Source organism: Treponema sp. TIM-1 (assembly GCF_046533115.1).
Lineage (GTDB): Bacteria > Spirochaetota > Spirochaetia > Treponematales > Breznakiellaceae > JAIRMO01.
The window spans coordinates 1-26,107 of sequence record NZ_JAJQRC010000011.1; the positions used below are offsets into that span (position 1 = coordinate 1).

The 26,107-nt window shown below is 51.6% G+C and carries 19 protein-coding genes and 1 CRISPR repeat array (1 of these 20 cut by a window edge); of the genes, 13 read left to right on the top strand and 6 right to left on the bottom strand.

Annotation, left to right across the window (positions count from 1 at the left end; genetic code table 11):
• Positions 1-104: 104 nt before the first annotated feature.
• The 5 genes from LQZ21_RS06425 to LQZ21_RS06445 form a co-directional block, all read right to left on the bottom strand.
• Positions 105-1,181 (bottom strand): autoinducer 2 ABC transporter substrate-binding protein, encoded by a 1,077-nt coding sequence (locus LQZ21_RS06425; protein ID WP_411043419.1) that lies wholly within the window; start codon positions 1,179-1,181, stop codon positions 105-107.
• Positions 1,182-1,244: 63 nt separating this feature from the next.
• A complete protein-coding gene (locus LQZ21_RS06430; RefSeq protein WP_411043420.1) occupies positions 1,245-2,231 on the bottom strand; it encodes an ABC transporter permease in 987 nt (328 codons plus the stop codon).
• 8 nt (positions 2,232-2,239) lie between these two features.
• On the bottom strand, positions 2,240-3,214 hold the full coding sequence (locus LQZ21_RS06435) for an ABC transporter permease (RefSeq protein WP_411043421.1): 975 nt from the start codon (positions 3,212-3,214) through the stop codon (positions 2,240-2,242).
• Positions 3,211-4,770 (bottom strand): sugar ABC transporter ATP-binding protein, encoded by a 1,560-nt coding sequence (locus LQZ21_RS06440; RefSeq protein ID WP_411043422.1) that lies wholly within the window; start codon positions 4,768-4,770, stop codon positions 3,211-3,213. The genes LQZ21_RS06435 and LQZ21_RS06440 overlap by 4 nt, the downstream gene beginning before the upstream one ends.
• A 23-nt stretch (positions 4,771-4,793) precedes the next feature.
• On the bottom strand, positions 4,794-5,111 hold the full coding sequence (locus LQZ21_RS06445; RefSeq protein WP_411043423.1) for an L-rhamnose mutarotase: 318 nt from the start codon (positions 5,109-5,111) through the stop codon (positions 4,794-4,796).
• A 117-nt stretch (positions 5,112-5,228) separates the two neighbouring features.
• On the opposite strand from LQZ21_RS06445, the gene LQZ21_RS06450 reads away from it, so the two are divergent.
• The 3 genes from LQZ21_RS06450 to LQZ21_RS06460 all read left to right on the top strand — a co-directional run bounded on the left by LQZ21_RS06450 (position 5,229) and on the right by LQZ21_RS06460 (position 8,245).
• A complete protein-coding gene (locus LQZ21_RS06450; RefSeq protein ID WP_411043424.1) occupies positions 5,229-6,125 on the top strand; it encodes a helix-turn-helix domain-containing protein in 897 nt (298 codons plus the stop codon).
• A 107-nt stretch (positions 6,126-6,232) separates the two neighbouring features.
• A complete protein-coding gene (locus LQZ21_RS06455; RefSeq protein ID WP_411043425.1) occupies positions 6,233-7,081 on the top strand; it encodes a sugar phosphate isomerase/epimerase family protein in 849 nt (282 codons plus the stop codon).
• Between the two features lie 45 nt (positions 7,082-7,126).
• A complete protein-coding gene (locus LQZ21_RS06460) occupies positions 7,127-8,245 on the top strand; it encodes a hypothetical protein (RefSeq protein WP_411043426.1) in 1,119 nt (372 codons plus the stop codon).
• Positions 8,246-8,278: 33 nt separating this feature from the next.
• On the opposite strand, the gene LQZ21_RS06465 is transcribed toward LQZ21_RS06460, so the two are convergent.
• Positions 8,279-8,851, bottom strand: a complete 573-nt coding sequence (locus tag LQZ21_RS06465) for a Uma2 family endonuclease (protein ID WP_411043427.1) — start codon at positions 8,849-8,851, stop codon at positions 8,279-8,281.
• 202 nt (positions 8,852-9,053) lie between these two features.
• Here LQZ21_RS06465 and purA point away from each other — a divergent pair, with 202 nt between their 5' ends.
• The 10 genes from purA to cas2 all read left to right on the top strand — a co-directional run bounded on the left by purA (position 9,054) and on the right by cas2 (position 22,662).
• Positions 9,054-10,286 (top strand): adenylosuccinate synthase, encoded by a 1,233-nt coding sequence (purA, locus tag LQZ21_RS06470; RefSeq protein ID WP_411043429.1) that lies wholly within the window; start codon positions 9,054-9,056, stop codon positions 10,284-10,286.
• Between the two features lie 255 nt (positions 10,287-10,541).
• Entirely contained in the window at positions 10,542-12,581 is a 2,040-nt protein-coding gene (gene guaA / locus LQZ21_RS06475) for a glutamine-hydrolyzing GMP synthase (RefSeq protein ID WP_411043430.1), read from the top strand.
• Between the two features lie 475 nt (positions 12,582-13,056).
• A complete protein-coding gene (locus LQZ21_RS06480) occupies positions 13,057-13,614 on the top strand; it encodes a flavodoxin family protein (RefSeq protein WP_411043431.1) in 558 nt (185 codons plus the stop codon).
• Between the two features lie 1,058 nt (positions 13,615-14,672).
• Complete coding sequence (cas3, locus tag LQZ21_RS06485; protein ID WP_411043432.1) at positions 14,673-17,120, top strand: CRISPR-associated helicase Cas3'; 2,448 nt, start codon at positions 14,673-14,675, stop codon at positions 17,118-17,120.
• 17 nt (positions 17,121-17,137) lie between these two features.
• The gene (gene cas5c / locus LQZ21_RS06490; RefSeq protein WP_411043434.1) at positions 17,138-17,836 is read left to right on the top strand and encodes a type I-C CRISPR-associated protein Cas5c; all 699 of its coding nucleotides are present in this window, start codon (positions 17,138-17,140) and stop codon (positions 17,834-17,836) included.
• Entirely contained in the window at positions 17,836-19,689 is a 1,854-nt protein-coding gene (gene cas8c / locus LQZ21_RS06495) for a type I-C CRISPR-associated protein Cas8c/Csd1 (RefSeq protein ID WP_411043435.1), read from the top strand. The genes cas5c and cas8c overlap by 1 nt, the downstream gene beginning before the upstream one ends.
• A gap of 68 nt (positions 19,690-19,757) precedes the next feature.
• Complete coding sequence (cas7c, locus tag LQZ21_RS06500; protein ID WP_411043436.1) at positions 19,758-20,609, top strand: type I-C CRISPR-associated protein Cas7/Csd2; 852 nt, start codon at positions 19,758-19,760, stop codon at positions 20,607-20,609.
• A gap of 1 nt (position 20,610) precedes the next feature.
• A complete protein-coding gene (gene cas4 / locus LQZ21_RS06505; protein WP_411043437.1) occupies positions 20,611-21,303 on the top strand; it encodes a CRISPR-associated protein Cas4 in 693 nt (230 codons plus the stop codon).
• A gap of 30 nt (positions 21,304-21,333) precedes the next feature.
• On the top strand, positions 21,334-22,365 hold the full coding sequence (cas1c, locus tag LQZ21_RS06510) for a type I-C CRISPR-associated endonuclease Cas1c (RefSeq protein WP_411043439.1): 1,032 nt from the start codon (positions 21,334-21,336) through the stop codon (positions 22,363-22,365).
• Positions 22,366-22,371: 6 nt separating this feature from the next.
• A complete protein-coding gene (gene cas2, locus LQZ21_RS06515) occupies positions 22,372-22,662 on the top strand; it encodes a CRISPR-associated endonuclease Cas2 (protein WP_411043440.1) in 291 nt (96 codons plus the stop codon).
• Positions 22,663-22,880: 218 nt separating this feature from the next.
• A CRISPR array of direct repeats spans positions 22,881-26,107; the repeat unit is 32 nt; unit sequence GTCGCACCCCGTGCGGGTGCGTGGATTGAAAC (it continues 2,595 nt past the right edge of the window).

Genomic DNA, 26,107 nt, shown 5'->3' on the forward strand with positions numbered 1-26,107 from the left:
GAAGAGAATTCAGGTATAAATTCCGGAATATCGAAGCAAAAGTTCGTGATGTTCGTGTCGTTCGTGGTTAATCCTATTCTTCCTGCGTAACTGCGTAACATGAGTTAGTAATTGTACTTGTCTACGCTGGTCTTGTCGAAAACCAGGGCATCGCCAAGAATCAGTTCTTTGTTGGTGATGCTCTTTGCGCCAAGCCTGCCGGCGTTTATCGAAGCCGATGAACTGGTTATAACGCCGGTAGCCAGTTGGTACCCGGCCTGGATGGCGAGGTATCCAAGGTCCATACAATCCCAGAGAACGCCGCTGTCGAGGGGGTTGGCGGAATTCTTGATATAGGATTTAAGAGCCGCCGGTGTGGCGAGGCCGGTAATGGATGTTTTGGAAACGTCCGGCTTTACCGACGCGGATTCGTACTGGGAACCCAGCGCGGGAGTAGCCATTGAGGTAAGACCGATGGCGCCCTGAATCTGGTCGGGACCGGGACCCATTCTTCCGACAAGGATACCGCTCTGGGCCTGGGTGGTTGTCTCATCCGGTCCGGGATAATACACATCGGTATCCTCATTTTTAAGTTTGAGCCAGTTGTATTCGCCGGTGCTTATGGCCTTTTTCGCCTCGGCAAGCCATGCGTTCTGGTTGGCATCGGTCTTGGCCGATGATACAAAGGCGATATTCGCCGGATTCGAAGGACCGTAGCCCTTCGCCTTAAGGCCGTCGGCAATACCCTTTATAAGGCCCCTGCCGATGGCTTCATAGGTTCCCTGATTCACAAAGAGGTCCCGGGCGTCCGCCTGGGCATCGGCATCAAATGTAATAATCTTGATGCCCCTTTCCTGGGCCTTTTTCAGGGTCGGCGCGATGGCGGTGGGATCGTTGGGGGATAAAAGGATGACGCCTACCTTTTGGGCGATCCAGCCTTCAAGAATGTCCACCTGCCGCTGGTTGGTGGCCTGATCCTGGGGAGGGCCGTCGTAGAGGAAGTCAACCTTCTTTCCCGACTTGTTGAGTTCATCAACCGCTTCCTGGGCGCCGATCTTTACGGCGTCAAAGTAATTTTCGCCCTTGAATTTTGGCATCATGGCGATCTTCACGGTTCCTGACGAATCACTGCCACCTGCGGCAAAAGCCAGCGATGAGCAGACGACGAACAGCACCAATGCTACTGCTAGAAATTTTTTCATACTATCCTCCATTCATAAAATGTTTTTATACTCAGCGGCAATACGCCGCTAAACATACTTTGGTCAGGCGTTTCCCGCCGGAGAAACGCCTTTTACTTCTACTACGCGGCGCCGGATCATCCTGGTATTCAGAACAGAGTAGCTCACCAGGCTGATGATCAAAATGCCGCCGTGTACGATGGTCTGGGCCGCAATGGGGATATTGAGTACCGTAAGCCCGCTGTTGAGTACCGCGATGATCAGGGTTCCCAGTATGGTGCCCTTCATGTCGCCGATACCTCCCATTATGCTGGTACCCCCCAATACGATAATGGTAACTACCTTTAGGGCCAGGCTGGTACCTGCGTCGTATTTGATGCTGGTAAAACGCCCCAGCCAGATAAGGCCGGTAAGGGCGCATATAAAGCCGCTCAGGGTATAGATGACGAGCTTTACCCTGCCCGTGTTTATGCCGCTGAAATTCGTCGCCTGCTCGTTGAGGCCTATGGCGTAGAGTTTGCGGCCCAGGGTGGTTTTGGCAAGTACGAACCAGAATACGAAAGCCAGCGCCGCATAGTAAAAAATTTGCAGCGGAATATAGGCGATCTCGGAAGTGCCGAACCATTGGCTTGCCGGATAGGAGTAAACGCTGTCGCCTCCGGAGATACTCCGGGCAAGTCCCATGTAGAGGTACATGGTCGCCAGGGTCGTAACCAGGGGCGATATTTTTATCTTCGCGACGAGGAAGCCGTTAAAAAAGCCGCAGATCGTCCCGCTTAAAAGGGCAACGACAACGCCCAGGACATTTCCGCCATGGACGGCGGCGATTCCCCCAACCATGGCGGAAAACACCAGTATGGAACCCACGGAAAGATCGATCCCGCCGGTGATGATGATCAGGGTAACCGCCAGGGCCATCATGCCGAGTTCCACAATATTGCGGAGCATGACCCCCACCAGGTAATCAAAGGAAAGGAACACGCTGTTAATGGCGGCTATGGTGATAAAAAGCACCAGCAGGATGATGACCAGGGCCCCGTTAAAGGTGAATCTGATTTTTCTGTTTTTCATCACGTTCATCAAGCATCCCCTCCCCCGGCCGCGGGCGCAGCCCGTTTTCGCTTTTCCAGGTGCAGGGCGCTGACAATCACCGCGGCGATGATGATGGCCCCCATGATCGCGTCCGACCAGTCGGAACTGATCCCCAGGTAGTTTACCGCCGGGGCTATTACCGAAAGCACCGCCGCGCCGAAGACCGTTCCCAGGATCTTACCGCTGCCCCCGGCCACGCTGGTGCCGCCCAGAACCACGCAGGCGATAAAGGTCATTTCCAGGCCGGTGCCCATGGTGGTGGTAACCCGCTGGCTTGCGGTGGCGATAATGGTGCCGGAAACGCCGAAAAGCGCCCCGGCGATGACGTAGGTGATTATGATAATCTGTTTTATCTTTATCCCCGACAGGCGCGCCGCTTCCCTATTATTACCGATGGCGTAGATCTTTTTGGAGAAGCGGGAATACTTCATAAAGACCAGGGCGATAATCGTGATGATAAGCATGATAAGTACACTGCCCGGGACGATCCCGAAGATCTTCGCATCAAAGGCAAGCCAGGTAAAACTCGCCGGGAGATCGTAGAGGGAACCTTCCACCACCAGGGGCAGAATACCCGAAAAAAGCTGGGCGGTTGCCAGGGTTGCGACAATGGCGGGGATACGGAACTGGGTGATAAACAGGGCGTTGATAAGGCTGAGGAACATCCCCATGAGCATCGAGGCCGGGAGCAGAACCGGAAGACCCAGATCAAGCTTGCCCAGGGCCGCGAGGGTCAGGCACACCACCGAGATGATGTTTCCGGCCGATACGTCAATATTGGAAGTAATAATGATCAGATTCATGCCGATAGCCGCGATAAGCAGGTAGCTAAAGCGGTTGAGCATACTCATGGTATTGTTCAGGGAGAAAAAGTCCCGGGCAAAGACCCCCAGAATAAGCAGCATCCCCAGAAGAAAGAGTCCCAGGTACAGTTCCGTGCTAAGCGGTACTTTGCGTTTCATACCGTCACCTTTTGCGCCGCATTTGTCGCACCAGGCGCATTCCCTATGCCGGACGCCTGACCGGACGCCAGGGCAATGTGCAGAATATCTTCCTGGGAAAAATTGTCCCGGTCAAAGCAGCCGGCAATGGCGCCGTCCTTCATCACATAGATGCGGTCGCACATGCCGATAAGTTCCGGCAGCTCGCTGGAGATCATCAGGATGGTCAGCCCGGAGGCGGCCATATTGCTGATAATCCGGTGGATTTCGGCCTTGGCGTTCACGTCCACGCCCCGGGTCGGCTCGTCCAGGATCAGTATCTTGGGGTTCAGGGCAAGGGCCTTGCTCACCGAAACCTTCTGCTGGTTTCCCCCGGAAAGGTTCATCACCAGGAAGTCCGTGTTCGGCGCCTTTATGCCCATCTTTTCCCGCATTGCCTCCGCCACCGAATATTCCCTCTGGGTGTTGATAACCCCCAGGTGGGAATTCTTGTCCAACTGGGGCATGACGATGTTGTCCTTGATATTCATGTTGACAATGACCCCGTATTTGCCCCGGTCTTCCGTGACATATACCAGTCCCTGTTCCATAGCCTCCCGGTAGCTCCTGAAGCGGGCCGGTTTGCCGTCAAGCAGAATTTCCCCGTGTTCCGGCGGGGTAAAGCCGCTCAGGGTCATGGCCAGCTCGGTACGGCCCGAACCGGCAAGGCCGGCAAAGCCCAGGATCTCGCCCCGGCGGACAAAGAAATCAACATCGTGGAGCAGTTCCCGGTCACCCAATCCCCGCACGGAGAGGAGTTCCCCGCCGATTTCCACCTCGGTTTTGGGGTAGTAGTTGTCCATGCTGCGGCCCACCATGTCGGCCACCAGATGATCCTTGTTGGTGCCGGAAACTTCACGGGTGGATATATACCGGCCGTCCCGGATAACCGTAACCCGGTCGCAGAGGGTAAAAATTTCCTCCAGCCGGTGGCTGATATAGACGATGCTGACCCCGTGTTTCTTGAGATCCCGGATTATGGCGAACAGGGCGTCAACTTCCTGCTGGGTAAGGGAGGCGGTCGGCTCGTCCAGGATGAGGATGCGGGACTCAAAGGTCAGGGCCTTGGCGATTTCCACCATCTGCTTCTGGGCCATGCCGAGGTTTTTTATTTTTTCATCCACCGGAATGGAAATGTGCAGACGCTTGAAGATACTTTCCATTTTCAGGGCCATGGCCCGGTAGTCCAGCACCGTAAAGGGTCCCGCCTTTTTTATGATTTCCCGGTTCAGGAAAAGATTGTCCAGGACCGTCATTTCCTCAAAGAGGCTGGTTTCCTGGTAGATGATGGCAATACCCTTGGAGAAAGCGTCCAGGGGATTGGAAATCTTCACCTCCTTCCCAAAAAGGACGATCCGGCCCGAATCCGGGGCATGGACGCCGGTAACCACCTTCATCAGCGTGGACTTGCCGGCGCCGTTTTCGCCGCAGATCGCGTGGATTTCCCCGGATTTAAGCTCGAAATTCATATCGTCCAGGGCAATAACGCCGGGGAAAGACTTGGTAATTGAAGAAAGCAGCAGCGCCGGTTTATCCATAAGGAATCCTCTATCCTCTATAATCAGGGATGAAAAAACACCTGTTCCAACTGGTAATGGGTACCGGTTTTCGGATCCTTTTCCATTATCATCACGTCCTTCATGTACTCGTTCCAGCGATCCACCACCGGACTTTCCGCCTGCACCCTGGAGGCGAATTCAACCCCCCTTTCGGCCTCGTAATAACCGAAAAGCTCCTCTCCCACACACCATATCGTGTAGTTATGAATCCCCGCCTGGTTTAACAATTCGGTCATTTCCGGCCAGATCTCGTCGTGACGGCGTATGTACTCCGCCTTGGCCCCGGGGAGCAGCCGGGCCTTCCAGGTAAATCGTTCCACAATTTCTCCTTTTCAAGCAAACCCTATTCAGTTTCCCCCGCTTTTCCCGATCCGTAAATGGATTTTTCTCTTGAAGGGATAGCAAAAAAGGGGATCATAGGCTATGATAAAACTGTTATGGGAAAAAAATCCGGTCATACCCGGCCAGAGGCTATTCTGCATTACCTGCCCTTTAGCGATGCAGATGAGAAATTGGGGATGGTATGTACTACCGTGGGTAATGTGGAGGTGCCGCCTTATGTCGAATACCCTCCCCAGAAAAACAAACACCCGGCGATATTCCGGAATGTCGCCGAGGGCCGCACCCTGCCGAATTTTCACATCATCTACATTACCAGGGGGAAGGGCATATTCGAGACCGAGGGGAAAAGCTATACGGTTTCGCCGGGGTCGGTCTTCTTCCTGCTGCCGGGGGTAAGGCACCGGTATCAGCCGGTCTTTGAGTCCGGCTGGCACGAATACTGGGTTGGTTTTCAGGGGAAGAATTTTTCCAAATTGATGGAAGAGGGACTGCTTTCGCGGGAACATGTTTTTTTCGAAGCCAGGCTGCACGACAGCATCATAGCGATTTTCAATATGATTATAGACGAGGTTAGCATCCAGGCGCCGCTTTTTCAACTTAAAGTTTGCGCGGGGATCCTTTCGCTGATCGCGGAAATTCTGACCCGGAACCGGCGGCAGGATCAGACAAACAACTATCAGAAGATTGTCGAAAAAGCGAAATCCCTTATGGAGGCGCATGTTTCGGATGTCATTAATTTGCTGGGCATTTCCGAACAGATTGGGATTAGCACTTCCCGTTTTAACGAAATATTCAAGACCTATACCTCCATGACTCCGTATCAGTATTATATGCAGCTTAAAATAAAGAAGGCGGCGGATCTGCTGGAACAGAAAAGCGTGTCTATCAAAGAAGTGGCCTACCAGCTGGGCTTTGAGGATCAGTACTACTTTTCACGGTTTTTCAAGAAAAAGACCGGGGTTGCCCCTTCCGCCTGGCGGAAGTTGATCTAATAACGAAATTTTTATCAATAACGAAATTTCTTGACTTCCGGAATATGCGGTGATACCATGCTTATAAGGTTTTTAACCCTACTATATTCTGTTTTGGAGGATGAGGTATGAATGTTGGCGTATTTTTGGCTTTACAGCCCTATTGTACGGTTGAGGACAACCTCAAATTAGCAAAGGCGGCCGGTTTTGATGCGGCCGACATAACCGATACCCACGCCGGCGGCAGTATGTTTGGGAGCGCCGATCTGGCGGCTACGGTAAGTCTTGACGGAAATCCCTTTGATACCAAGCGGCTTTTTGAAAAATATGGCATAAAAATTTCCACTATTTGCGCCCACGCAGCTTTGCTTGATCCTTCAAGCCCTGCCCGTTTTGCCACCGACGAAATAATGAAGGCGATAAAATTTGCCGCCGCCATAGGGATTCGTGATGTTATTACCACGGAATTTGATGCCCATACCGACTGGGCAAAAAAGCTTAGCTTCGAGCAGTCCATTTTTATCATTGCGGAAAAGCTGTATGAACCCTGCCGCATGGCATCCGACTATGGAGTAAAAATATGCCTGGAACCGCATGGTCCCTATACGGATACGGTTGAAGGATTAAAGGGAATTATGGACGCATTGGGAAATATTGATTCCATAGGGGTTAATCTGGATACCGGAAATAGTTGGCTCGGTGGTTCAGATCCCGTTGAACTGGCAAAGGTATTTAAGGATAAAATTTATCACATACATTGGAAGGATCTTGGTGAAGAATTTGTTGCAAAACGCGGTAAAGAATTTGGCTGTGGTTTTTCGACCATCGAATTGGGGACGGGGCTTATAGATATAAAAGGGGTAATAGAAGTGCTTCGTGATAGTCCGCTGATCCATAATTCAACCCTTGAAATAGCAGGTACCCCTGAACTGCTTCGTGCCAGTGCGGCCTATGTAAAAAAATATTGGGATGCATGAACAACAAAATACGTCCAATTACAACTGATTTAGAAAGGAAAAGGTATGAAAAAACCCGCGAAAATAGCAATATCTGTGGCGGCCGCTGCGGCGCTTGTCCTGGGAGTCCTCTTGGTGGTGTTCCCCCTGGTTACGTCAAAAGCAGCGGAGGCGCGGCTGGGCGAGTTTTTTACCGAAGCGGGGATCCCCGAAGCTATGTGGAGCGTTGACCGGGCATACTACGTCCCGCTTCTTGGGCATTTGGTCCTTGAAAAATTAGCCTTCGGGGAAAGCGACAACCCCTTCCTCGAAGCGAAAAAAGTCACCCTGGCGCTTGATACCAGCAGGGAAAACTTTTTCGCGGGTTCCGTGGATGCCCGGGAGGTATCGTTTTTGGAGGACGATACCGGCCTTACCATCAAAAGCCTCTCGGTGAATGATTTTTCCGTGGATACGGCCCAGTTCGGGTACGCACCGGTTGAAGCCGTTAAAAAACTGGGAAAAATTCGCTTGAACGATGCGGTGTTCAGACAAAAAGGCCAGACATACTTTTCCCTGGGGAGACTCAGCGCCGATACCGGTTACGCCGAAGGGAACATCCCGCTTTCCTCATCGGTATCGTTAAAGGATTTTGTACTGAATGCCCGGCAGTTTACCCCGCGCCCCGCTGTACGCCCGGAGTACCGGCTTTCAAACCTCGAACTTAAAAATTCACTTTCCGGCGGCGTGTATACGGTTAATCTGGTTATCGACGGGGCCCAGCTTTTTACGATAAAAGTCGAGCTTGGCCTCTCTTTGCCCCAGGAACTCCTTGCGTCCGGCGACATAACCAGTCTCGCCCTTATTGATTATGAGGAAGACCTAAAGATAAATTCGTTTGCGATTACCTATACTGATAGATCATTTCTGGATCATGTTTTTGAACTCGCAGGAATGCCCGGCGGCAGAGAGCTTGCTGCGGAACAGTTAAACGAATCGATCCTGATGCTCGCGATGCTGGGCGGAGTCAACGCGGAACAATTCGCGGGGGAAGTAATGAAATTTATCGCGAAACCCGAAAAGTTTGAACTAAAAACAAATATCGTTTCCCCGGTGAGCTTTGAGGAAATAAGCGAAAATCCGTTCGCGCTGAACGTAAGCCTCTCCGTAAACGGAGGAAAGCCGTTCACCACCGGTGAACAGTAGCGGGAGGGGGGTCAGTCACCTGGACGCTATCGCTCAACCCTCCTCTCCCGCTCCAAAAATGGTTTTCAGGTCGATTTCGAGCCCGGGCAGCACCGTGACCGGAACCACGGCGGTATCTTCATAGGCGGAAGCCATATACTCGTTATTTTTAAGGACATAGGCCATGAGGGATTTTTCTTCGGGGTCCACCATCCAGTATTCCCGCACCCCCGCTTCCTGGTATTTTTGGAATTTGATAATCCGGTCATGCCGGGTGTTGGACGGGGAGAGGATTTCGATGACCAGGTCCGGGGCGCCGTTACAGCCCCGGTCATCCAGTTTTGCGGGATCGCAGACCACCACCAGATCCGGCTCCACCACGGTGTCGTCGCTTTTGTCCGGCAGGGGGTTGAGCCGGACGGAAAAGGGCGCGGCATAGACCTCGCAGGGCTTATCCTTCAAAAACTGCCATAATGTGCCCATTAATTCTCCACGGATCTCCTGGTGCAGCCGGGAGGGGGTGGACATCATATAGGCTTCGCCGTCTATGATTTCGTACCGTTCGCCCTCATCCCAGGAAAGATAATCGGCGTAGGTGTAAGTCTCTTGCTCTTTTACCCGGGGCATACCAAACCTCCGATGCCGGTTCCCAAGCTAGAGTTTTGAAACCAGCCCTCTTTTTGGAGTATACACCCTGGGTGCTGATCCGGCAATACATTGTAAATTTTCTCTTGTTTGTATACACTGGAACCAGTCTCGAGATTCGGTTGGTTTTGAAACAGCCTCACCAAGCAGGGAATTTATCCCGGAAAATGAAGAGGGAGCGGTTATGAATGTAGTGGTCATCGGCGCCCAATGGGGTGATGAGGGGAAGGGTAAGATTGTGGATTATCTGGCCAACGAGGCCCAGATAATCGTCCGTTTTTCCGGCGGGGCCAATGCGGGGCATACCATCGTTATTGGGGATGAGCAGTACGCCCTGCACCTCATCCCCTCAGGGGTCCTCTATCCCGATAAGATGGTGATCCTGGGGGCGGGGATGGTCATCGACCCGACCGCCCTCTTTAACGAGCTGGACATGCTCCGGGAACGGGGAATCGATACCACCGGCCGGGTTTTTATCTCCGACCGGGCCCACCTCGTCCTGCCCCGGTATATCGAGATTGACCAGGCCCGGGATCAGGCCCGGAAAAAACCTATCGGCACCACCGGCAGGGGTATCGGGATCACCTATTCCATGAAAAGCGACCGGGACGGAATCCGCGTCGCCGACCTTGCCTGGAAAGAAAAGATCGATGAACTTGAAAGCGGGGACCGGAATTTCCTCACCCCCTACATTGACCGGCTTGAAGCCATGGCCATCGATCTGTCGGCCTACTTGATGCACCGCAAAAATTCCCAGGTGCTTTTTGAAGGCGCCCAGGGCGCCCTGCTGGACCTGGACCTGGGGACCTATCCCTATGTGTCCAGCGGCATGTCCTGTGCCGCCGGCGCCGCCATCGGCGGCTGTGTGGGTCCCCGGCGCCTGGACAAGGTATTGGGGGTCTTTAAGGCCTATACCACCCGGGTGGGAAACGGCCCCTTCCCCAGCGAATTCGACGACCGCTCCGAAAGCACCGAAGCCCTCTGCCGCTTTATCCGGGAAACCGGCCGGGAATACGGGGTCACCACCGGCCGGCCCCGGCGCTGCGGCTACCTGGATCTGGTAGCCCTCCGCTACGCCTGCCTCACCAATTCCATTGATTCCCTGGTCATGACCCACCTGGATGTCTACGACACCTTGGAAGAAATCAAAGCCTGTATCGCCTACCGCATCGGGGACCGCATCGTGGAGACCTTCCCCGCCTCCATCGAAGCCCTCAACCATGCGCAGCCCATACTCCGCACCTTTTCGGGCTGGAAAAAATCCCTGTCCAACGCCCTAACCTACGAGGAGTTCCCCGTGGAGGCCATGGAGTACATCGAATTCATCGAACGGTTCTGCGAAACCCCCATCGATATGGTCTCCGTGGGTTACGACCGCAAAGAAACCATCATCAGGAAAAGCCCGTGGACCCGGTAAATCCAAAAGAGGGGGGGCTGTTTCCGCTCCTGATCCGGGAACTGAAGCATCGGCCCCGCAGCCCCTCTCCCGTCCGGCGGCCTTTTTCGGGGCCTTGTGCCGTGCCGCATGGTCTCCGTCCACCCGCTTTCGCGGGCCCCCCGGGGCCTCTCCGCCCCCCCTGCGCTCCGAAGCGGCCGGGGCTCCGCCCCAACCGCTTCTCCGCTGCCCCCCAGGATAGCCGTAAAAAATCCCCTGTTTTAAAGGAGCCGCGGCATGGATAAGATTCTGATCCTGGACTTCGGGAGCCAAACCACCCAGTTGATAGGCCGGCGGATCCGGGATTTGGGGGTGTATACAGAGATCATCCCCGGGGACAGCCCCCTGGCCGCGGAAACCCTTGCCGCCAAAAACACCCCGGTCCGGGGGATCATCCTTGCCGGTTCCCCGGAATCGGTGTATACCCCCCAAGGGGCGGTCCCAGACCCAGGGGTCTACACCTGCGGCCTCCCCCTGCTGGGCATCTGTTACGGCCTGCAGCGCCTCAACTACGATCAGGGCGGCGCAGTGGAAGCCCTGCCCAAATGGGAATACGGCAGAATCGGGGTTACCGTACATGGCATAGGAGAGAGGAGGGAGGAGAGAGGAGTTAGGAGAGAGGAGTTAGAAGAGAAGAGAGAAGAGGGAGGAGGGAGGAGAGAAGAGTTAGAAGTTAAGAGAGAAGAGGGAGGAGGAGAGAGGGGGGAGGAGAGAGGAGGTAAGAGAGAAGAGGGAGGAGGTAAGGGTTCCCAGGGGGAGCTTATTCGGAAGTTTCTTGCGGCTTTTGATCCGGCGATCCCCCTGGAAACGCTGACCAATCGCGCTCCTCCCTTGGCTTCTCCACGCCCCGATGCCGCTGTTCCGGATGGTGGCCTTATTGGGACGCCTTCAATCCCGCATGCCCCCCAGGGCGCTCCTCACTTATCCCAGGACGCCTCATTCGGCACTTCTATACGCCCCGAAGCCTCTGTTCCGGACGGTGGCCCTATTGGGGCTCCCGCCATGACGCCTTCAATCCCCTCCACGCTCCCGCGTGCCTCCCGGGGCGCTCCTCACTTGTCCCCCCCTCACTTCACCGCGTGGATGAGCCACGGGGATACGCTGACCCGCCTGGCGCCGGGGCTCCGGGAGTATGGGACCAGCGATACGGGGTATCCGGCGGTGGTGATCCATGACACCAAGCCCTGGTTCGGGGTCCAATTCCACCCGGAGGTGACCCACACGGAATGGGGGCTTGAAATCCTCGCGGCCTTTGTGTTTGGGGTCTGCGGCTGTGAACCCGGCTGGACCATGGAGCAATATATAGAAGAAACCCGCGCCGCCCTGAGGGAACGGGTGGGCCGGGACCCGGTGCTGCTCCTCATTTCCGGGGGGGTGGATTCCACCGTGGCCGGGGCGCTGCTGCTCAAAACCCTGGACGCCGGACAGGTCCACCTTATGTATATGGACACGGGGCTGATGCGGAAGGACGAAACCAATACCGTCAAGGCCGCCCTGGAGCGGCTGGGGGCCCGGCACCTCCACATTATCCACTGCGAAGAGGAATTCCTTTCGGCCCTCCAGGGCCTGGCCGATCCGGAGGCGAAGCGTAAGGTCATCGGGGACCTGTTTATCACCATCCAGGAGCGGGAAGTGTCCCGGCTGGGGCTGCCGGAACCCTATTTCCTCGCCCAGGGGACCCTCTATACAGACCTCATAGAAAGTGGCAAAGGTGTAGGAAAAAAGGCCCATCTTATCAAAAGCCACCATAATGTAGGAAGTCCCCTGGTGGAGGCCAAACGGAAAGCGGGCCATATCATCGAGCCCCTGGACCGGCTATACAAAGACGAGGTGCGCCGTTTGGGCCGCCTCCTGGGGGTGGAAGAAGAAGTGGTCCGCCGCCACCCCTTTCCCGGCCCGGGCCTGGCGGTCCGCATCCTGGGGGAGGTAACCCGGGAAAAGTGCGATATCCTTCGGGAGGCGGACGCTATTTATATCGAAGAACTGAAAAAGCGCCGGTCCGCGGCCGGGGAACGGCTCTACGATGAAATATGGCAGGCCTTCGCCGTACTCCTCCCCATCCGTTCCGTGGGGGTCGCCGGGGATGTCCGCAAATACGGCTGGGTCCTGGCCCTCAGGGCCATCACCAGCGCCGACGGCATGACCGCCGATGTGTACCCCTTCCCCATCACGGACCTGCTGGAGATCTCCACCCGGATCACCAACACGGTCAAAGACATAGGCCGGGTCACCTACGATGTTTCCAGCAAACCACCTGCCACCATAGAGTGGGAATGAGGAGATAATGGGGTTTGCCCAAACCCCCCGCCACGATAGAGTGGGAATGAGGGGATAATGCAGGGGGGGCCTCACTGGAATTTAACCACAAAGGCGCAGAAGGCGAGGAAGGAAAGAAGGAAAGAAGGAAAGAAGAAGGGGAGCCTCTTTCCTCTCTCTTAATTCTTCCTTCTTCGCCTTTGTGGTTGATTCTTCTTCCTTCTTCTCATTTAATTGGCCGCGCAGCAGTCTACTTTGGTGAATTTCTTAAATTCCGTAAAGGTGTTTATAAGGCGGCAGGGCTTTTCCGCGCAAGGGATAGGAGCGGAATAGGGGATGACCGGCTTTGCCGGTCATCCCCTATTGGAGCGGATAGCCCGGTCCCCGCCGTGTAACGGCGGGGATGCGCCCAAATTTTTTACTGTTGACCGCCCAGGGGGGGTATGAGGGGCTTGCCCAAATCCCTTGCAAGGATAGAATGGGGATAGGAGAGTGTATGAACTATTTGATTGTTTCGGGTAACCCCAAGCACGACGGCCTCTGTTTTGCTGCGACCGAGGAGGCTATTCGGGGGGCAAAGGAGGGCGGCGCGGATGTCGGGGTGCTGACTGTGGAGAGGCTGGAGCGCTGCCATGTCTGCGGGGACGGCTGGGGAAGCTGCCGGGAAAAGCATCGCTGTGCCTTTGGCGGTGACGGTTTTGACGTTGCCCAGGAGCGGGTGCGGGCTGCGGATCAGCTCTGTTTTATTACCCCGGTGTATTGGGGGGAAATGGCGGAGGCGCTGAAGAGTTTTTTTGACCGGCTGCGGCGGTGCGAATTCGGGCAGAGCGGCGTCCTTTCGGGCAAGCAGATTCTTCTGGTGGCCTCCCCCGGCGGAACCGGTAACGGCATGTTGACCTGTCTGGAGCAGATGGACCGTTTCTGCCGCCACACCGGCGCTATTATTTTCGACTACATCGGCATCAACCGCTGGAATAACGATTACAAAAAAAGCGCCGTCTACGCCGCGGCCCGGGCCATGGCAGAAGGGCGCACGGCGGGGGAGACTTTGTGAGGGGGGGGTGGTAATTTTGCGGCGATGGAATTAGAGTAGAGGAAGCCGTATTTTTACGTGGATTGAAACATTATTTCTGACATAGGGAGCTTAGAATATGTTACAGATTTGGGTAGATAGTATACTTTTTTATACATTCTACCCAGAATCCATTACATAATGGACAGCCTATTTTCTTAACCTGTTGACATTGGAAGATAGTACAAGAAATTCATTTTTTTCTTGCTATTTTCTTAATTATATTATTATATTATATTCATTATATCTGATATAGGAGATAATATATGGATTATACAATGATTTCCGGGGCAATATCAAAAAGGGGTGTTGCTAAAACAAAAATTTCCTACTCCGTTAAAGGCTCAATAAAAAGCGTCAGTAAGCTAAAACAAGGGAATTTTTGTGTTTTCTGTCATAAAACTATCGAATTCGTTATTAAGGGCTTATACCTAAATAACCAACGATAAAAGTGCGGACAAACATGAGCAATCCTAACTATGAAGTCTTTATCCGCAGCAGGGTCTAATACCCCTCGGGCATGAAAGAAACTCCGTTCACACCAGAACCGGAAATAACGGTATACGGTACTTGAAGTGTCCAATGCTTTCGGTAGGGCTTCCACTGGAACCGGTACGCAATTATATATAAGCAACAACCCCGCCGCAAGCGGTCAGGGCATGTTATTCTCATAAGGTATTTGACTCAGGGTACATACCTTGGTTCAGCCCAAAGGCTCCCCCGCGTGAACGGGTTCTTGGGTATATATCCTTCTCAATGCATCACCTCAAGTAGCTCCATGGGCGGGTGACCTCCTCCTGGCTTCCGCCGATATTCCTGGTTCGGGTCCCATTTTTTCCCTGAGTACCTTTTGCTTCATCTTCCCCCTTTACTTTTATTGAAGACATTTCTATCCTTATTTAAGCAAAAATCCTAAATGGGGTAGCTTCAAGGCTGATCGATTTTCGAAACTGCCTTAAATAGTGACTTCGTTAATAATGATGTATAAATTTAAACATTAAAACACTGTATCATACATATGGTGGAAGGAGTAATAACATATGATCCAATACAAAGCGCGATATAAGACCGATTCGGACAAGGAATATCAGTTATTGGCCGATCACCTAAACGGAACGGGAATGTATGTTGAGCTCTTTGCGAAAGAGATTGGTCTGCCGAAGCAGGCCCTTTTGACCGGTTTGCTCCATGATTTAGGCAAAAATTGTAAGCCATGGCAGGATTACCTTGATGAGAAAAAGGATTTTAGAAAAATTAGTGAAAAGATAGATCACGCCAGTGCGGGAGGGCAATATTTATATAGAAGAATAACACAGGATGATGATGCCCACACGGAATTGGTGGGCCAGCTTCTTGCGGCCTGTATTATGTACCACCATGGTCCGGGATTACCGGATGTGATAAAACCCGACGGGACCGCGACGCTGCACGACCGGCTTACAAAACCCGAAACCAATCTTGATGAGGCGGCGGCAAACCTTGACGGATCGATACGGCAAAAGATAGATGCCATTCTTGACGACGAAAACTTTATACGCGAGACCATGGACGCATTGGAAAGACTCACCGATCTTGGGAGAGACAAGGCAAACCGTTTTTTTAACGTAGGACTTACGGCCCGTTTCTTATCGAGCTGCCTTATAGACGCGGACAGAAGCTCCAGCGCCTTCTATGACCAGGGGATTCCCGCGTCCATAGAAGCCGTAAAAATGAAAGCTGACTGGAAGCATCTGCGGGAAGTGCTGGAAACCCGGCTTGCCCAATTCCCCCAAAAAGGAAAACTAAATGAAATCCGCCGGGATGTTTCCGCCCGCTGCGCCGATTACGCAGACCGGGAGAGTGGTATATATACTCTGGCGGCGGCAACCGGATCCGGTAAAACCCTGGCGGCGCTCCGTTATGCCCTGGTCCATGCGGAAAAATATAAAAAAGAGCGGATTTTTATCATTGCCCCTTATACATCGATTCTTGATCAGAATGCCGATGTCATTCGGAATATTCTGGACCCCCATGGGGAAAACGGCCGCATAGTCCTGGAACATCACTCAAATTTAGATCAAAGTGATATGTCCGAATACTATACGGGCTCATCACAAACCTGGAATGTACCGATTATTATTACAACCATGGTACAATTTCTTGAAGCCCTATTCGGTTCAGGTACCAAAAAAATCCGCCGCATGCACCGGCTTACCAATGCCGTAATCATTTTTGATGAAGTTCAAACTCTTCCGGTTTCGTGTACCTATCTTTTTACCTGGGCGCTTCAATACCTTTGTCAAAGCGGCAATACGTCGGCTTTATTATGTACCGCGACCCAGCCGGGACTTGATAAACTTAAACCGGAATATAGCCTTCAATTATCAGCCGCTAACGAGATTATCCCCGAACTTACGAGCCATTTTGAGGCGCTAAAACGGGTGGAGCTTGTTGACAAGACAAAATCGGGAGGATGGACGCTGGATGAGGCCGCGGAATTTATAGAACAACTGCCGGAACAGAGTATTTTGACGGTGGTCAACACCAAACCCCAGGCACAGAAACTATATGCTGCCCTACGGCAAAAAAAACCTGACTGGGAGATCGTGCATCTAAGCACCAATATGTGTCCCGCCCACCGCAGAAAGGTAATTGAAACGTTAAAGGCGACTTTAGGCGCCGGAACAAAAAAATGTGTCTGTATCAGCACCAGGCTTATAGAAGCGGGGATTGATATTGATTTTGATGCGGCAATCCGTTTCCTTGCGGGCTTCGATTCTGTCATCCAGACGGCGGGAAGGTGTAATAGAAACGGTCTCCTCAAGGACGCCCGGGGGAACCCTATAAGCGGCAAGACCTATATCATCAATATTGTTAAGGATGAAGAAAATATTAGTTCCTTACAGGAGTTACGGCTGGGTCAAGCGATCATGGAACGGATATTGCGGGACTACCACGAGGATGAAGCGCGGTTTAACCATGATCTTTTACACCCCGATTTAATAGCCTGGTATTTCTTGTATTTTTACGAGCAGATTTCCGACACGAATTTACAATACAAGGTATTTCTGGGCCGTACCGATACGATAGTGAATTTACTTTCAACCAACACGGAAAGTAAAAGCGAATATGATGGATTGATGGAAAGTAAAAAGACCGGTGAAAGAACCCCCCTCACCAGATTCCGCCAGTCCTTTGAAAGCGCCTGGAAAGACTTTGAGGTGATAGCCTCCAATACGGTCGCCGTCATTGTGCCCTTTGAGAAGGGCTGGGAAATTATCACTGAACTCTATGCCGGTCCTGACCAGAAACGGATGGAAATTTTGCTTCGGGAAGCTCAGCAGTATTCGGTTGATATTTATCATGATGGCCTGGGAGATTTGCTGGAAGCCGGGGCGGTCAGGCGGATAGGTACGGAGGACGAAATTTACGTGGTGGAACGGGAACATTACGATGAGTATATTGGGTTAAGCCGTGACGCCGGCAGATTAACCATGCTGGATGTTTAACTAGGGAGGTATGAGGGATGGACAATATCGTAGAATTTAAGCTTGAAGGAAAGTATGCGCTTTTTACCGATCCGGTTACCAAGATCGGCGGGGAAAAAAGCACCTATCATTTCCCAACCTATCAGGCCATCAAGGGAATTACCGAATCTGTTTATTGGAAGCCAACGATTTCCTGGGTAATCGATAAGATTCGTGTTATGAAGAAAATTCAGACCGAATCAAAAAATGTAAAGCCCCTGCAAATGGACGGTCAATACGGTACAAACCGCCACGATCTTTCGATATACACCTACCTGCGTGATGTGGAGTACCGGGTACAGGCCCACTTTGAATGGAACATGAACCGGCCGGATCTTGCCGGGGATCGAAACGAAGATAAACATTATCAGATTGCTCTCCGCATGATTGAAAAGGGAGGCCGCCGGGATATTTTCCTCGGTTCCCGGGAATGTCAGGGGTATGTTGGACCCTGCCGTTTTAGCAGCGAAACTGGTTTTTATGACGGGGAAGCTGAATTGTCATACGGATTGATGTTTCATAGCTTTGAATATCCCTCTGAAAGCGGCGTGGAAAAACTCTATGCCCGGTTCTGGCAGGCTAAAATAACGGGAGGGATTTTGAGCTTTCCCCGGCCTGAGGCTTGTCCCCATAAACGGGAAATACGGCCCATGAGCATGGAAACGGTGGCGGTAAATACGGAAGAGGAGATAGACTAATGGGATGGTTAACTGAACTAAGTACGGTATATGATGCGGTAAATAAGGGCCCTTCAAAAGATAATAAGCCCCTGCCCCTGTACCACATTGAAAACAACGCCCCCTTGACCGTTATCCTTGACGGACAGGGTAAATTCCGGAACGCCACACTGCTTGGAACAAACAAAGAGGAACGAGCGGATTGGCAGACCTGTATGCCCTGTACGGAAACAAGCGCTTCCCGGACAAGCGGAGTTGACGCCTATCCCCTCTGTGATAAGCTGGAGTATGTCGCAGGGGATTATGAAAAATACGCCTCCGGGAAAAAACTGAAGGAAAAAAATTCGGCGTACCTGTCGCTTTTGAAGGATTGGGCGGAATCCGAATATTCAGATGAAAAAATCAAGGCGGTGTATTCCTATGTAAAAAAAGGCGTTCTCGTAAAGGACCTTTTGCATGCAAAGATACCGGAAATAAAAGACGCCTCCGACATTGAGGCATACAACGGGTTTATCCGTTGGGCCGTGGAGATTCCTGGTGAAAAAGAAAATCGGACCTGGAAGGATACGAAAATTCAGCGTCTGTGGATTCAGTATTACAAGCATCGTTATTTAAATAAATCGGGTTTTTGCTATGTTTCGGGGAAAAACACGCCGATTGCTGTTTTACATCCCGCGAAGATACGAAACGCAGGGGACAGCGCAAAAATAATTTCATCCAATGATAAGGCGAATTATACTTTCCGGGGACGGTTTGAGGAAGCGGATCAAGCCTGCCAGATAGGAATGGAAATATCAACAAAGGCCCATAACGCCCTCCGCTGGCTTATCGCAAAACAGGGGACTCCTATTGGGAATGGTTTAACCGTGGTTTGCTGGTGTTCCGCTCCTCAAATAAAACCGGAGATCATGAAAAGCACACAGGAAATTCCCGGAGATGACGACGAAGATGAAGACGTATATTCCACGCGGGAGACTCTTGCCCGTAAGATAAACAAGCGGCTGCGAGGTTATTACAACGATCTAAAAACAACGGATAAAATTATCATCATGGGCCTGAATGCCGCGACCCCCGGACGTATGTCCATATTGCTTTACCGGGAATTTTCAAAAACCGATTTTTTCGAAGCCCAGGAATACTGGCATGAGCATCTCGCCTGGTTTTATAGTTACTGGGACAAAAACACTGAAAAAACCGCTCATGCAATTTCGGCTCCTTCTCCGATTGAGATTGCGAAGGCCGCTTATGGGGAGCATTTAAATGACCATGTTAAAACCATGGCGATTCAGCGTATTCTGCCCTGTATTCTTTATAAAACGCCTATTCCGCAGGATATAGAACAGTTATGTATCGGCCGGGCGTCAAGATTAGGGGCACTGAAGGAAAGTGAGAAGGCAAAGACTTTGGAGACCGCTTGTGCGGTATTCAAATATAACGCATATACTCGAAACAAGGAGGACTATAACGTGGGATTAGAAGAAGACAGAACAGACCGGGATTATCTTTACGGAAGGCTTTTGGCAGTTGCGGATAGGGTTGAATCACGAGTTCTTTATAAGAGAAAGGAAGAACGGGAAACGAATGCAGTAAGATATATGCAGAGGTTTTCTAAATATCCTTGTTCAACGTGGAAAATTCTTTATGTTGACAAACTTCGGCCTTATTTTTCATATTTGCCTAAAAAAAGCCGTGATTGGTACAAGGCGCTGATTCAGGAAATAGAGTTTTTATTTAACCATGATGATTATGTTTCTGATAAAGCGCTTTCCGGAGAATTTTTGCTTGGCTATCATTGTCAGCAAAAAGCATTTTGGGAAGGCGTGGCAAAATCAAAAGCCCAGAAGCAACCGGAACCTACTGAAGAAGATGATTGATAACATTATTTAATTTATCAATCGAACTAATTCTCTCGATGGAATCGAGAAATTCAAAGGAGTATAAGATGGCGGTATTAAACAAGAAAATTGATTTTGCGCTGGTGTTCAGCGTAAAAAACGCGAATCCGAATGGCGACCCTTTGAGCGGTAATATGCCCCGGATAACCTTAGACGGCATTGGTGAACTTTCCGATGTATGCCTTAAACGAAAAATCAGGGATCGTCTGTTGGAAGCGGGGGAAAATATCTTTGTCCAATCCGATGACAACCGGAAGGATGATTTTAAAACCCTGAAAGACCGGGCTGAGAATACCTTGAAGGAAGCCATGAAGGATGGAAAAAAACTGAGGGAAAAATCCTGTAAAACCTGGATTGATGTACGTGCCTTTGGACAGGTCTTTGCCTATAAAGGCGGCGGAAAGGGAGAGGGGGTATCCGTGGGAATCCGGGGTCCGGTAACCATCCAGTCGGCGTTCAGCGTGGACCCGATAGATATTACCAGTATTCAGATTACCAAAAGTGTCAGTGGTGAAGGAAGCGGAGAAAAAAAGGCTTCCGATACCATGGGTATGAAACACCGGGTTGATTTTGGCCTCTATGTAACTTACGGAAGCATGAATCCGCAACTCGCGGAACGGACAGGGTTTTCTTATGAGGACGCACAGAAAATCAAGAACGCATTGTTACACATTTTTGATAACGATGCGTCTTCTGCCCGGCCCGAGGGAAGTATGGAGGTAGTGCAGTTGTATTGGTGGGAACATTCGAACAAATCGGGCCAATATTCTTCCGCCAAGGTTCATCGCAGTTTGGAAATCAAGCCGAAAGGTAAAACGGAGAAACCACAGTCACAAAAAGAGTATGTTATTGCGGCTGCTCCCCTTGACGGCCTCACGCCGGAAGTTTTGACCTATTAAGGTGTACTCTGAAGACGATCTAATTCCAGTTTCCTCGTTGCAGCACATTTTGTTTTGTGAGCGCCAGTATGCCCTAATCTATCTGGAACAAGTGTGGCAGGAGAATCGTTTTACCGCGGAGGGCAAGGTGCTGCATGAACGGGTCCATGTGGAACATCATGAGTCCCGGCGTTCCTTCAAACAGGAATATGATATGGCAGTGCGGTCCTTGGAATGGGGTCTCATCGGCAAGTGCGATCTGGTGGAAATATGGTATTTAGAAAACAAAAAGGCAAAGAAAATCTCGCCGGTTGAATTTAAGCGGGGAAGAGAAAAAGAGAGCGATGTAGATCTGGTGCAGCTGTGTGCACAGGTGCTTTGCTTAGAGGAAATGTTTGGGCTGGCGATTGATCAGGGGCAGTTGTATTATCTGCAGGAGCATCGAAGAAATGATGTTTGCATTGATGAGATACTCCGAAAAAAAACTACTGCCCTGATCGATCGGATCAGAACGCTTCGGGAAACCGGGGTAACGCCAGGGGCGGAATATGAAAAACGAAAATGTGATAATTGTTCTCTGGTTGATATGTGTATGCCCAAAAGTACCGGAACAAAAAACAAACAGGTAAACAGGTTTATGCAAACCCAGCTTCAGATTATGCGAAAAGCCTGTGAAACAGAAAGAATGAATATTGAGGCAGACAGGGATATCTAAAATATCGACTGATAAGCAGGAGAAATTTGAATGAGGAAGCTGCTTAATACCCTTTATGTGAGTTCCCAAGGCGCTTATCTTCATCGGGAGGGAGAGACGGTGGTAGTAGAAAAAGAGAAGCAGCGGGTTTTACAGCTTCCTATTCATACTATCGGTAGTATCGTTTGTTTTGGTAATGTGCTGTGTTCTCCTTTTTTATTGGGGTTCTGCGCCGAACGGGATGTAGCGGTTTCATTTTTGAGTGAACATGGCCATTTTCTCGCATCGGTGTGGGGGCCTGTCAGCGGAAATGTTCTTCTGCGGCGGCAGCAATACCGGATGGCCGATGATGAGGAAGCAACTCGGCTGATCGCAGCAAACGTGGTGAGCGGAAAACTGGCAAATTGTCGCATTGTGATGAACCGGACTATCCGTGATCATGCCGCCAAGGTTGATGTGGAAGCCCTGAAAAACGCGTCTGAAAAACTCGACCGGATTGTGGATCGTATTGCAAAAGCGTCCGGTGCCGATGAAGTCCGGGGATTTGAAGGGCAGGCAGCGGCGGAATACTTTCGGGTATTTAACCATCTTATTCTTGATCAGAAAAATGATTTTGTTTTCACCGAACGAAACCGGCGTCCTCCTCTGGACGAAGTGAATGCGCTTCTTTCTTTTGTGTATACCCTGTTGGCTCATGATGTGCGTTCGGCTTTGGAAACTGTTGGGCTTGATCCGGCGGTTGGCTTTCTTCACCGGGACAGGCCGGGGCGTCCGGGTCTGGCATTGGATATGATGGAAGAGTTCCGCCCGGTCATCGCGGATCGCCTGGTACTTTCACTGATTAACCGGCGGCAGCTAAGCAAAAAGGGATTTTCCAAAGCGGCGAATGGAGCGGTAACCATGGACAGCGACACCAGAAAAACAGTACTTACCGAATATCAGAACCGCAAACAGGATGAGGTATATCATCCCTATATTGAAGAGACGGTTCCTATCGGCCTTCTGTTTTTTGTTCAGTCAAATTTGATGGCCCGGCATATACGGGGTGATATTGACGGATATCCGCCTTTCTTTTGGAGGTAACAGGCTATGATGGTTTTGGTAAGTTACGATGTGATGGTAACCAGCCCCGGCGGTTCGGGACGGCTGAGGAAGGTTGCCAAGGCATGCACAAATTACGGGCAACGGGTCCAATATTCGGTATTTGAATGTGTTGTTGAGCCAGCCCAGTGGGTTCATTTGAAGAATACGCTTGAAAAAATAATAGATGATAAAAAGGATAGTCTGCGCTACTATTATCTAGGCGCAAATTACAAGAGACGTGTGGAACACGTGGGTGCAAAGCCGTCTTACGATGTGGACGCTCCTTTGATTGTCTAAATTCTCCCCAAAACACCCGATCCTAGAGTATATACCGGTACATGCGAACTCCAAAGACACAGAAAACCCCGGGATGTTCGCACGAAGCGTAATTCCTTATAGGATAGATATTTGACAAACTAGGGAAGGAGAATTTTATTATTATCACACGAATTATTTGGCCGTTCGCGGAAACGGGGCTCTAAGTTGTTGTAATACAAAGAAATAATGTAGTGTGCGTCGCACCCCGTGCGGGTGCGTGGATTGAAACATTCCCCTATACCACGAGGGTGCCGAAATTATGGGAGGTCGCACCCCGTGCGGGTGCGTGGATTGAAACACTTTCCCCGTCGACGACGGTGACGCTGGACTCCGCGTCGCACCCCGTGCGGGTGCGTGGATTGAAACCAAAGGCATCGGTGATGGTGGTATCGTTCACCGTGGGTCGCACCCCGTGCGGGTGCGTGGATTGAAACCGTCCATACCGGCTCTAATTCTAAATTTGCCATGTTGTCGCACCCCGTGCGGGTGCGTGGATTGAAACTAAGCATGGCCGCGGCATACAGAGAAAGATTGCCGTGTCGCACCCCGTGCGGGTGCGTGGATTGAAACGTGATAAATCAAAAAGATTCTCGAAAGAATTTGAGTCGCACCCCGTGCGGGTGCGTGGATTGAAACATACCTCGTAATACTTTTTATACCGAGTCCAGATAGTCGCACCCCGTGCGGGTGCGTGGATTGAAACATCCTTTACCTTATCAGAGTATTGCCATATTGGAAGTCGCACCCCGTGCGGGTGCGTGGATTGAAACCATGCCAGATAGTAAGCCGTCCAGCCATCAAAAGAGTCGCACCCCGTGCGGGTGCGTGGATTGAAACCTACCGGTTCTCCAAGATAATATTCAATTATCATATTGTCGCACCCCGTGCGGGTGCGTGGATTGAAACTTGAGATAAATGGCAACCTCCTCCTTATCGGGCGGGTCGCACCCCGTGCGGGTGCGTGGATTGAAACCGGTAAAGCGCAAAGTAACGGTATGGAACGTCGGGTCGCACCCCGTGCGGGTGCGTGGATTGAAACTTTATTTTTACCCACGAGGGGAGTTGTGAATAGTCGTCGCACCCCGTGCGGGTGCGTGGATTGAAACATTACACAGACCCCGCTGACTTTATACGCAAAACGTCGCACCCCGTGCGGGTGCGTGGATTGAAACTGCAACACTTCGTCTAATATTTTTACGTCGGACATGTCGCACCCCGTGCGGGTGCGTGGATTGAAACCTACCTTGGTGGAAAAAATCGAAGTGCTGTATCCCAGGTCGCACCCCGTGCGGGTGCGTGGATTGAAACACGATCTATCGAAAACAAATATGATGAAATCTGGAGGTCGCACCCCGTGCGGGTGCGTGGATTGAAACGAGTAATCGGCCCAGCTTTTCAAACGAAAGTCAGGAGTCGCACCCCGTGCGGGTGCGTGGATTGAAACGTCTTATCCCGCAAATGTCGAATTACGCCTTGGGCCTGTCGCACCCCGTGCGGGTGCGTGGATTGAAACACATTCCCCAGGGGATTTACAAAATTGAGAACATCGTCGCACCCCGTGCGGGTGCGTGGATTGAAACATAACAACATTATCGTGATCATCAACAAGCCGTACGTCGCACCCCGTGCGGGTGCGTGGATTGAAACGATAGTCATGTCGTTATATTCTGCTGGGTATTGCGCGTCGCACCCCGTGCGGGTGCGTGGATTGAAACACCATTGGCAAGTGTATCTCCGCTGCCTGATACAAGTCGCACCCCGTGCGGGTGCGTGGATTGAAACCGGTGAACATTGCAAGACTAAAAGTCCTTATGGCTGGTCGCACCCCGTGCGGGTGCGTGGATTGAAACGGATCCGTTCGGGAGGCGGCTTACTACTACTTGGTGTCGCACCCCGTGCGGGTGCGTGGATTGAAACTTTGCCTCTATGTAACTCATAGGCCGCCATAAACGTCGCACCCCGTGCGGGTGCGTGGATTGAAACTTTTGTTATGTTGCCAGTGACATCAGTACCAACGTGTCGCACCCCGTGCGGGTGCGTGGATTGAAACACTTATACCGACAGGGCATCCGGGGAATCGGACTCGTCGCACCCCGTGCGGGTTCGTGGATTGAAACTTTTGATTGCCGTGGCCACCCTGTGGATGATCGGGTCGCACCCCGTGCGGGTGCGTGGATTGAAACTCCACCGTTGAATTATACCATTCGGCCTCACCGGGATGTCGCACCCCGTGCGGGTGCGTGGATTGAAACTCTCCGAAGTCGAGAAGGGGCTCGGCGGTTATCAGTCGCACCCCGTGCGGGTGCGTGGATTGAAACATGAGTTGGCTGGGAGGGAAAACCTCTGGCCTTGTGTCGCACCCCGTGCGGGTGCGTGGATTGAAACAAGTACGGCCATGATATTAACGATTACCGGCGTGCGTCGCACCCCGTGCGGGTGCGTGGATTGAAACTCACATGGAGGTGGAAGAATCAGCGAACGTTGAGGGTCGCACCCCGTGCGGGTGCGTGGATTGAAACAGTAATGTCGAGGTGTCGAACAACTCAAGTCATACGTCGCACCCCGTGCGGGTGCGTGGATTGAAACTTCCTCGATTTCGGCCATTTTTAACATGGTAAAGGGTCGCACCCCGTGCGGGTGCGTGGATTGAAACCATTTCGGCAAGTTACGATAGTTGACATAATCCCCAGTCGCACCCCGTGCGGGTGCGTGGATTGAAACCCGTTTTTTGTCAATATATTAGTTATAAATGCCCGAGTCGCACCCCGTGCGGGTGCGTGGATTGAAACTCTTCTCGGTGAGGTGCCATCCAATGGCGAAAAGTGTCGCACCCCGTGCGGGTGCGTGGATTGAAACGTAGAATTTGACTTGCATGAACGGGGAAAAATACGGTCGCACCCCGTGCGGGTGCGTGGATTGAAACTTCCCGCCGGTGACTCCAAGGGCAGAGAAATTAATGTCGCACCCCGTGCGGGTGCGTGGATTGAAACAATATATTGACAAATTAAATTAAAGAATATATTCGTCGCACCCCGTGCGGGTGCGTGGATTGAAACTTAGCTGATGCTATTATTTCCAATTCGTATGAGATGGTCGCACCCCGTGCGGGTGCGTGGATTGAAACCTTTTATGGTATTCCATACGTTGCCGGCATTGTCTTGTCGCACCCCGTGCGGGTGCGTGGATTGAAACTGGTACACCTTGCCTATCGTATTGAGGTACTCCCGGGTCGCACCCCGTGCGGGTGCGTGGATTGAAACATAGGGAGATAGAATATGAAAATTAAGGATTTAACCGTCGCACCCCGTGCGGGTGCGTGGATTGAAACTTTATTTATTAATAGCTAGCTTAACATGACAGTGAAGTCGCACCCCGTGCGGGTGCGTGGATTGAAACATTTCAAGGTATGGTTCATTGTCATACT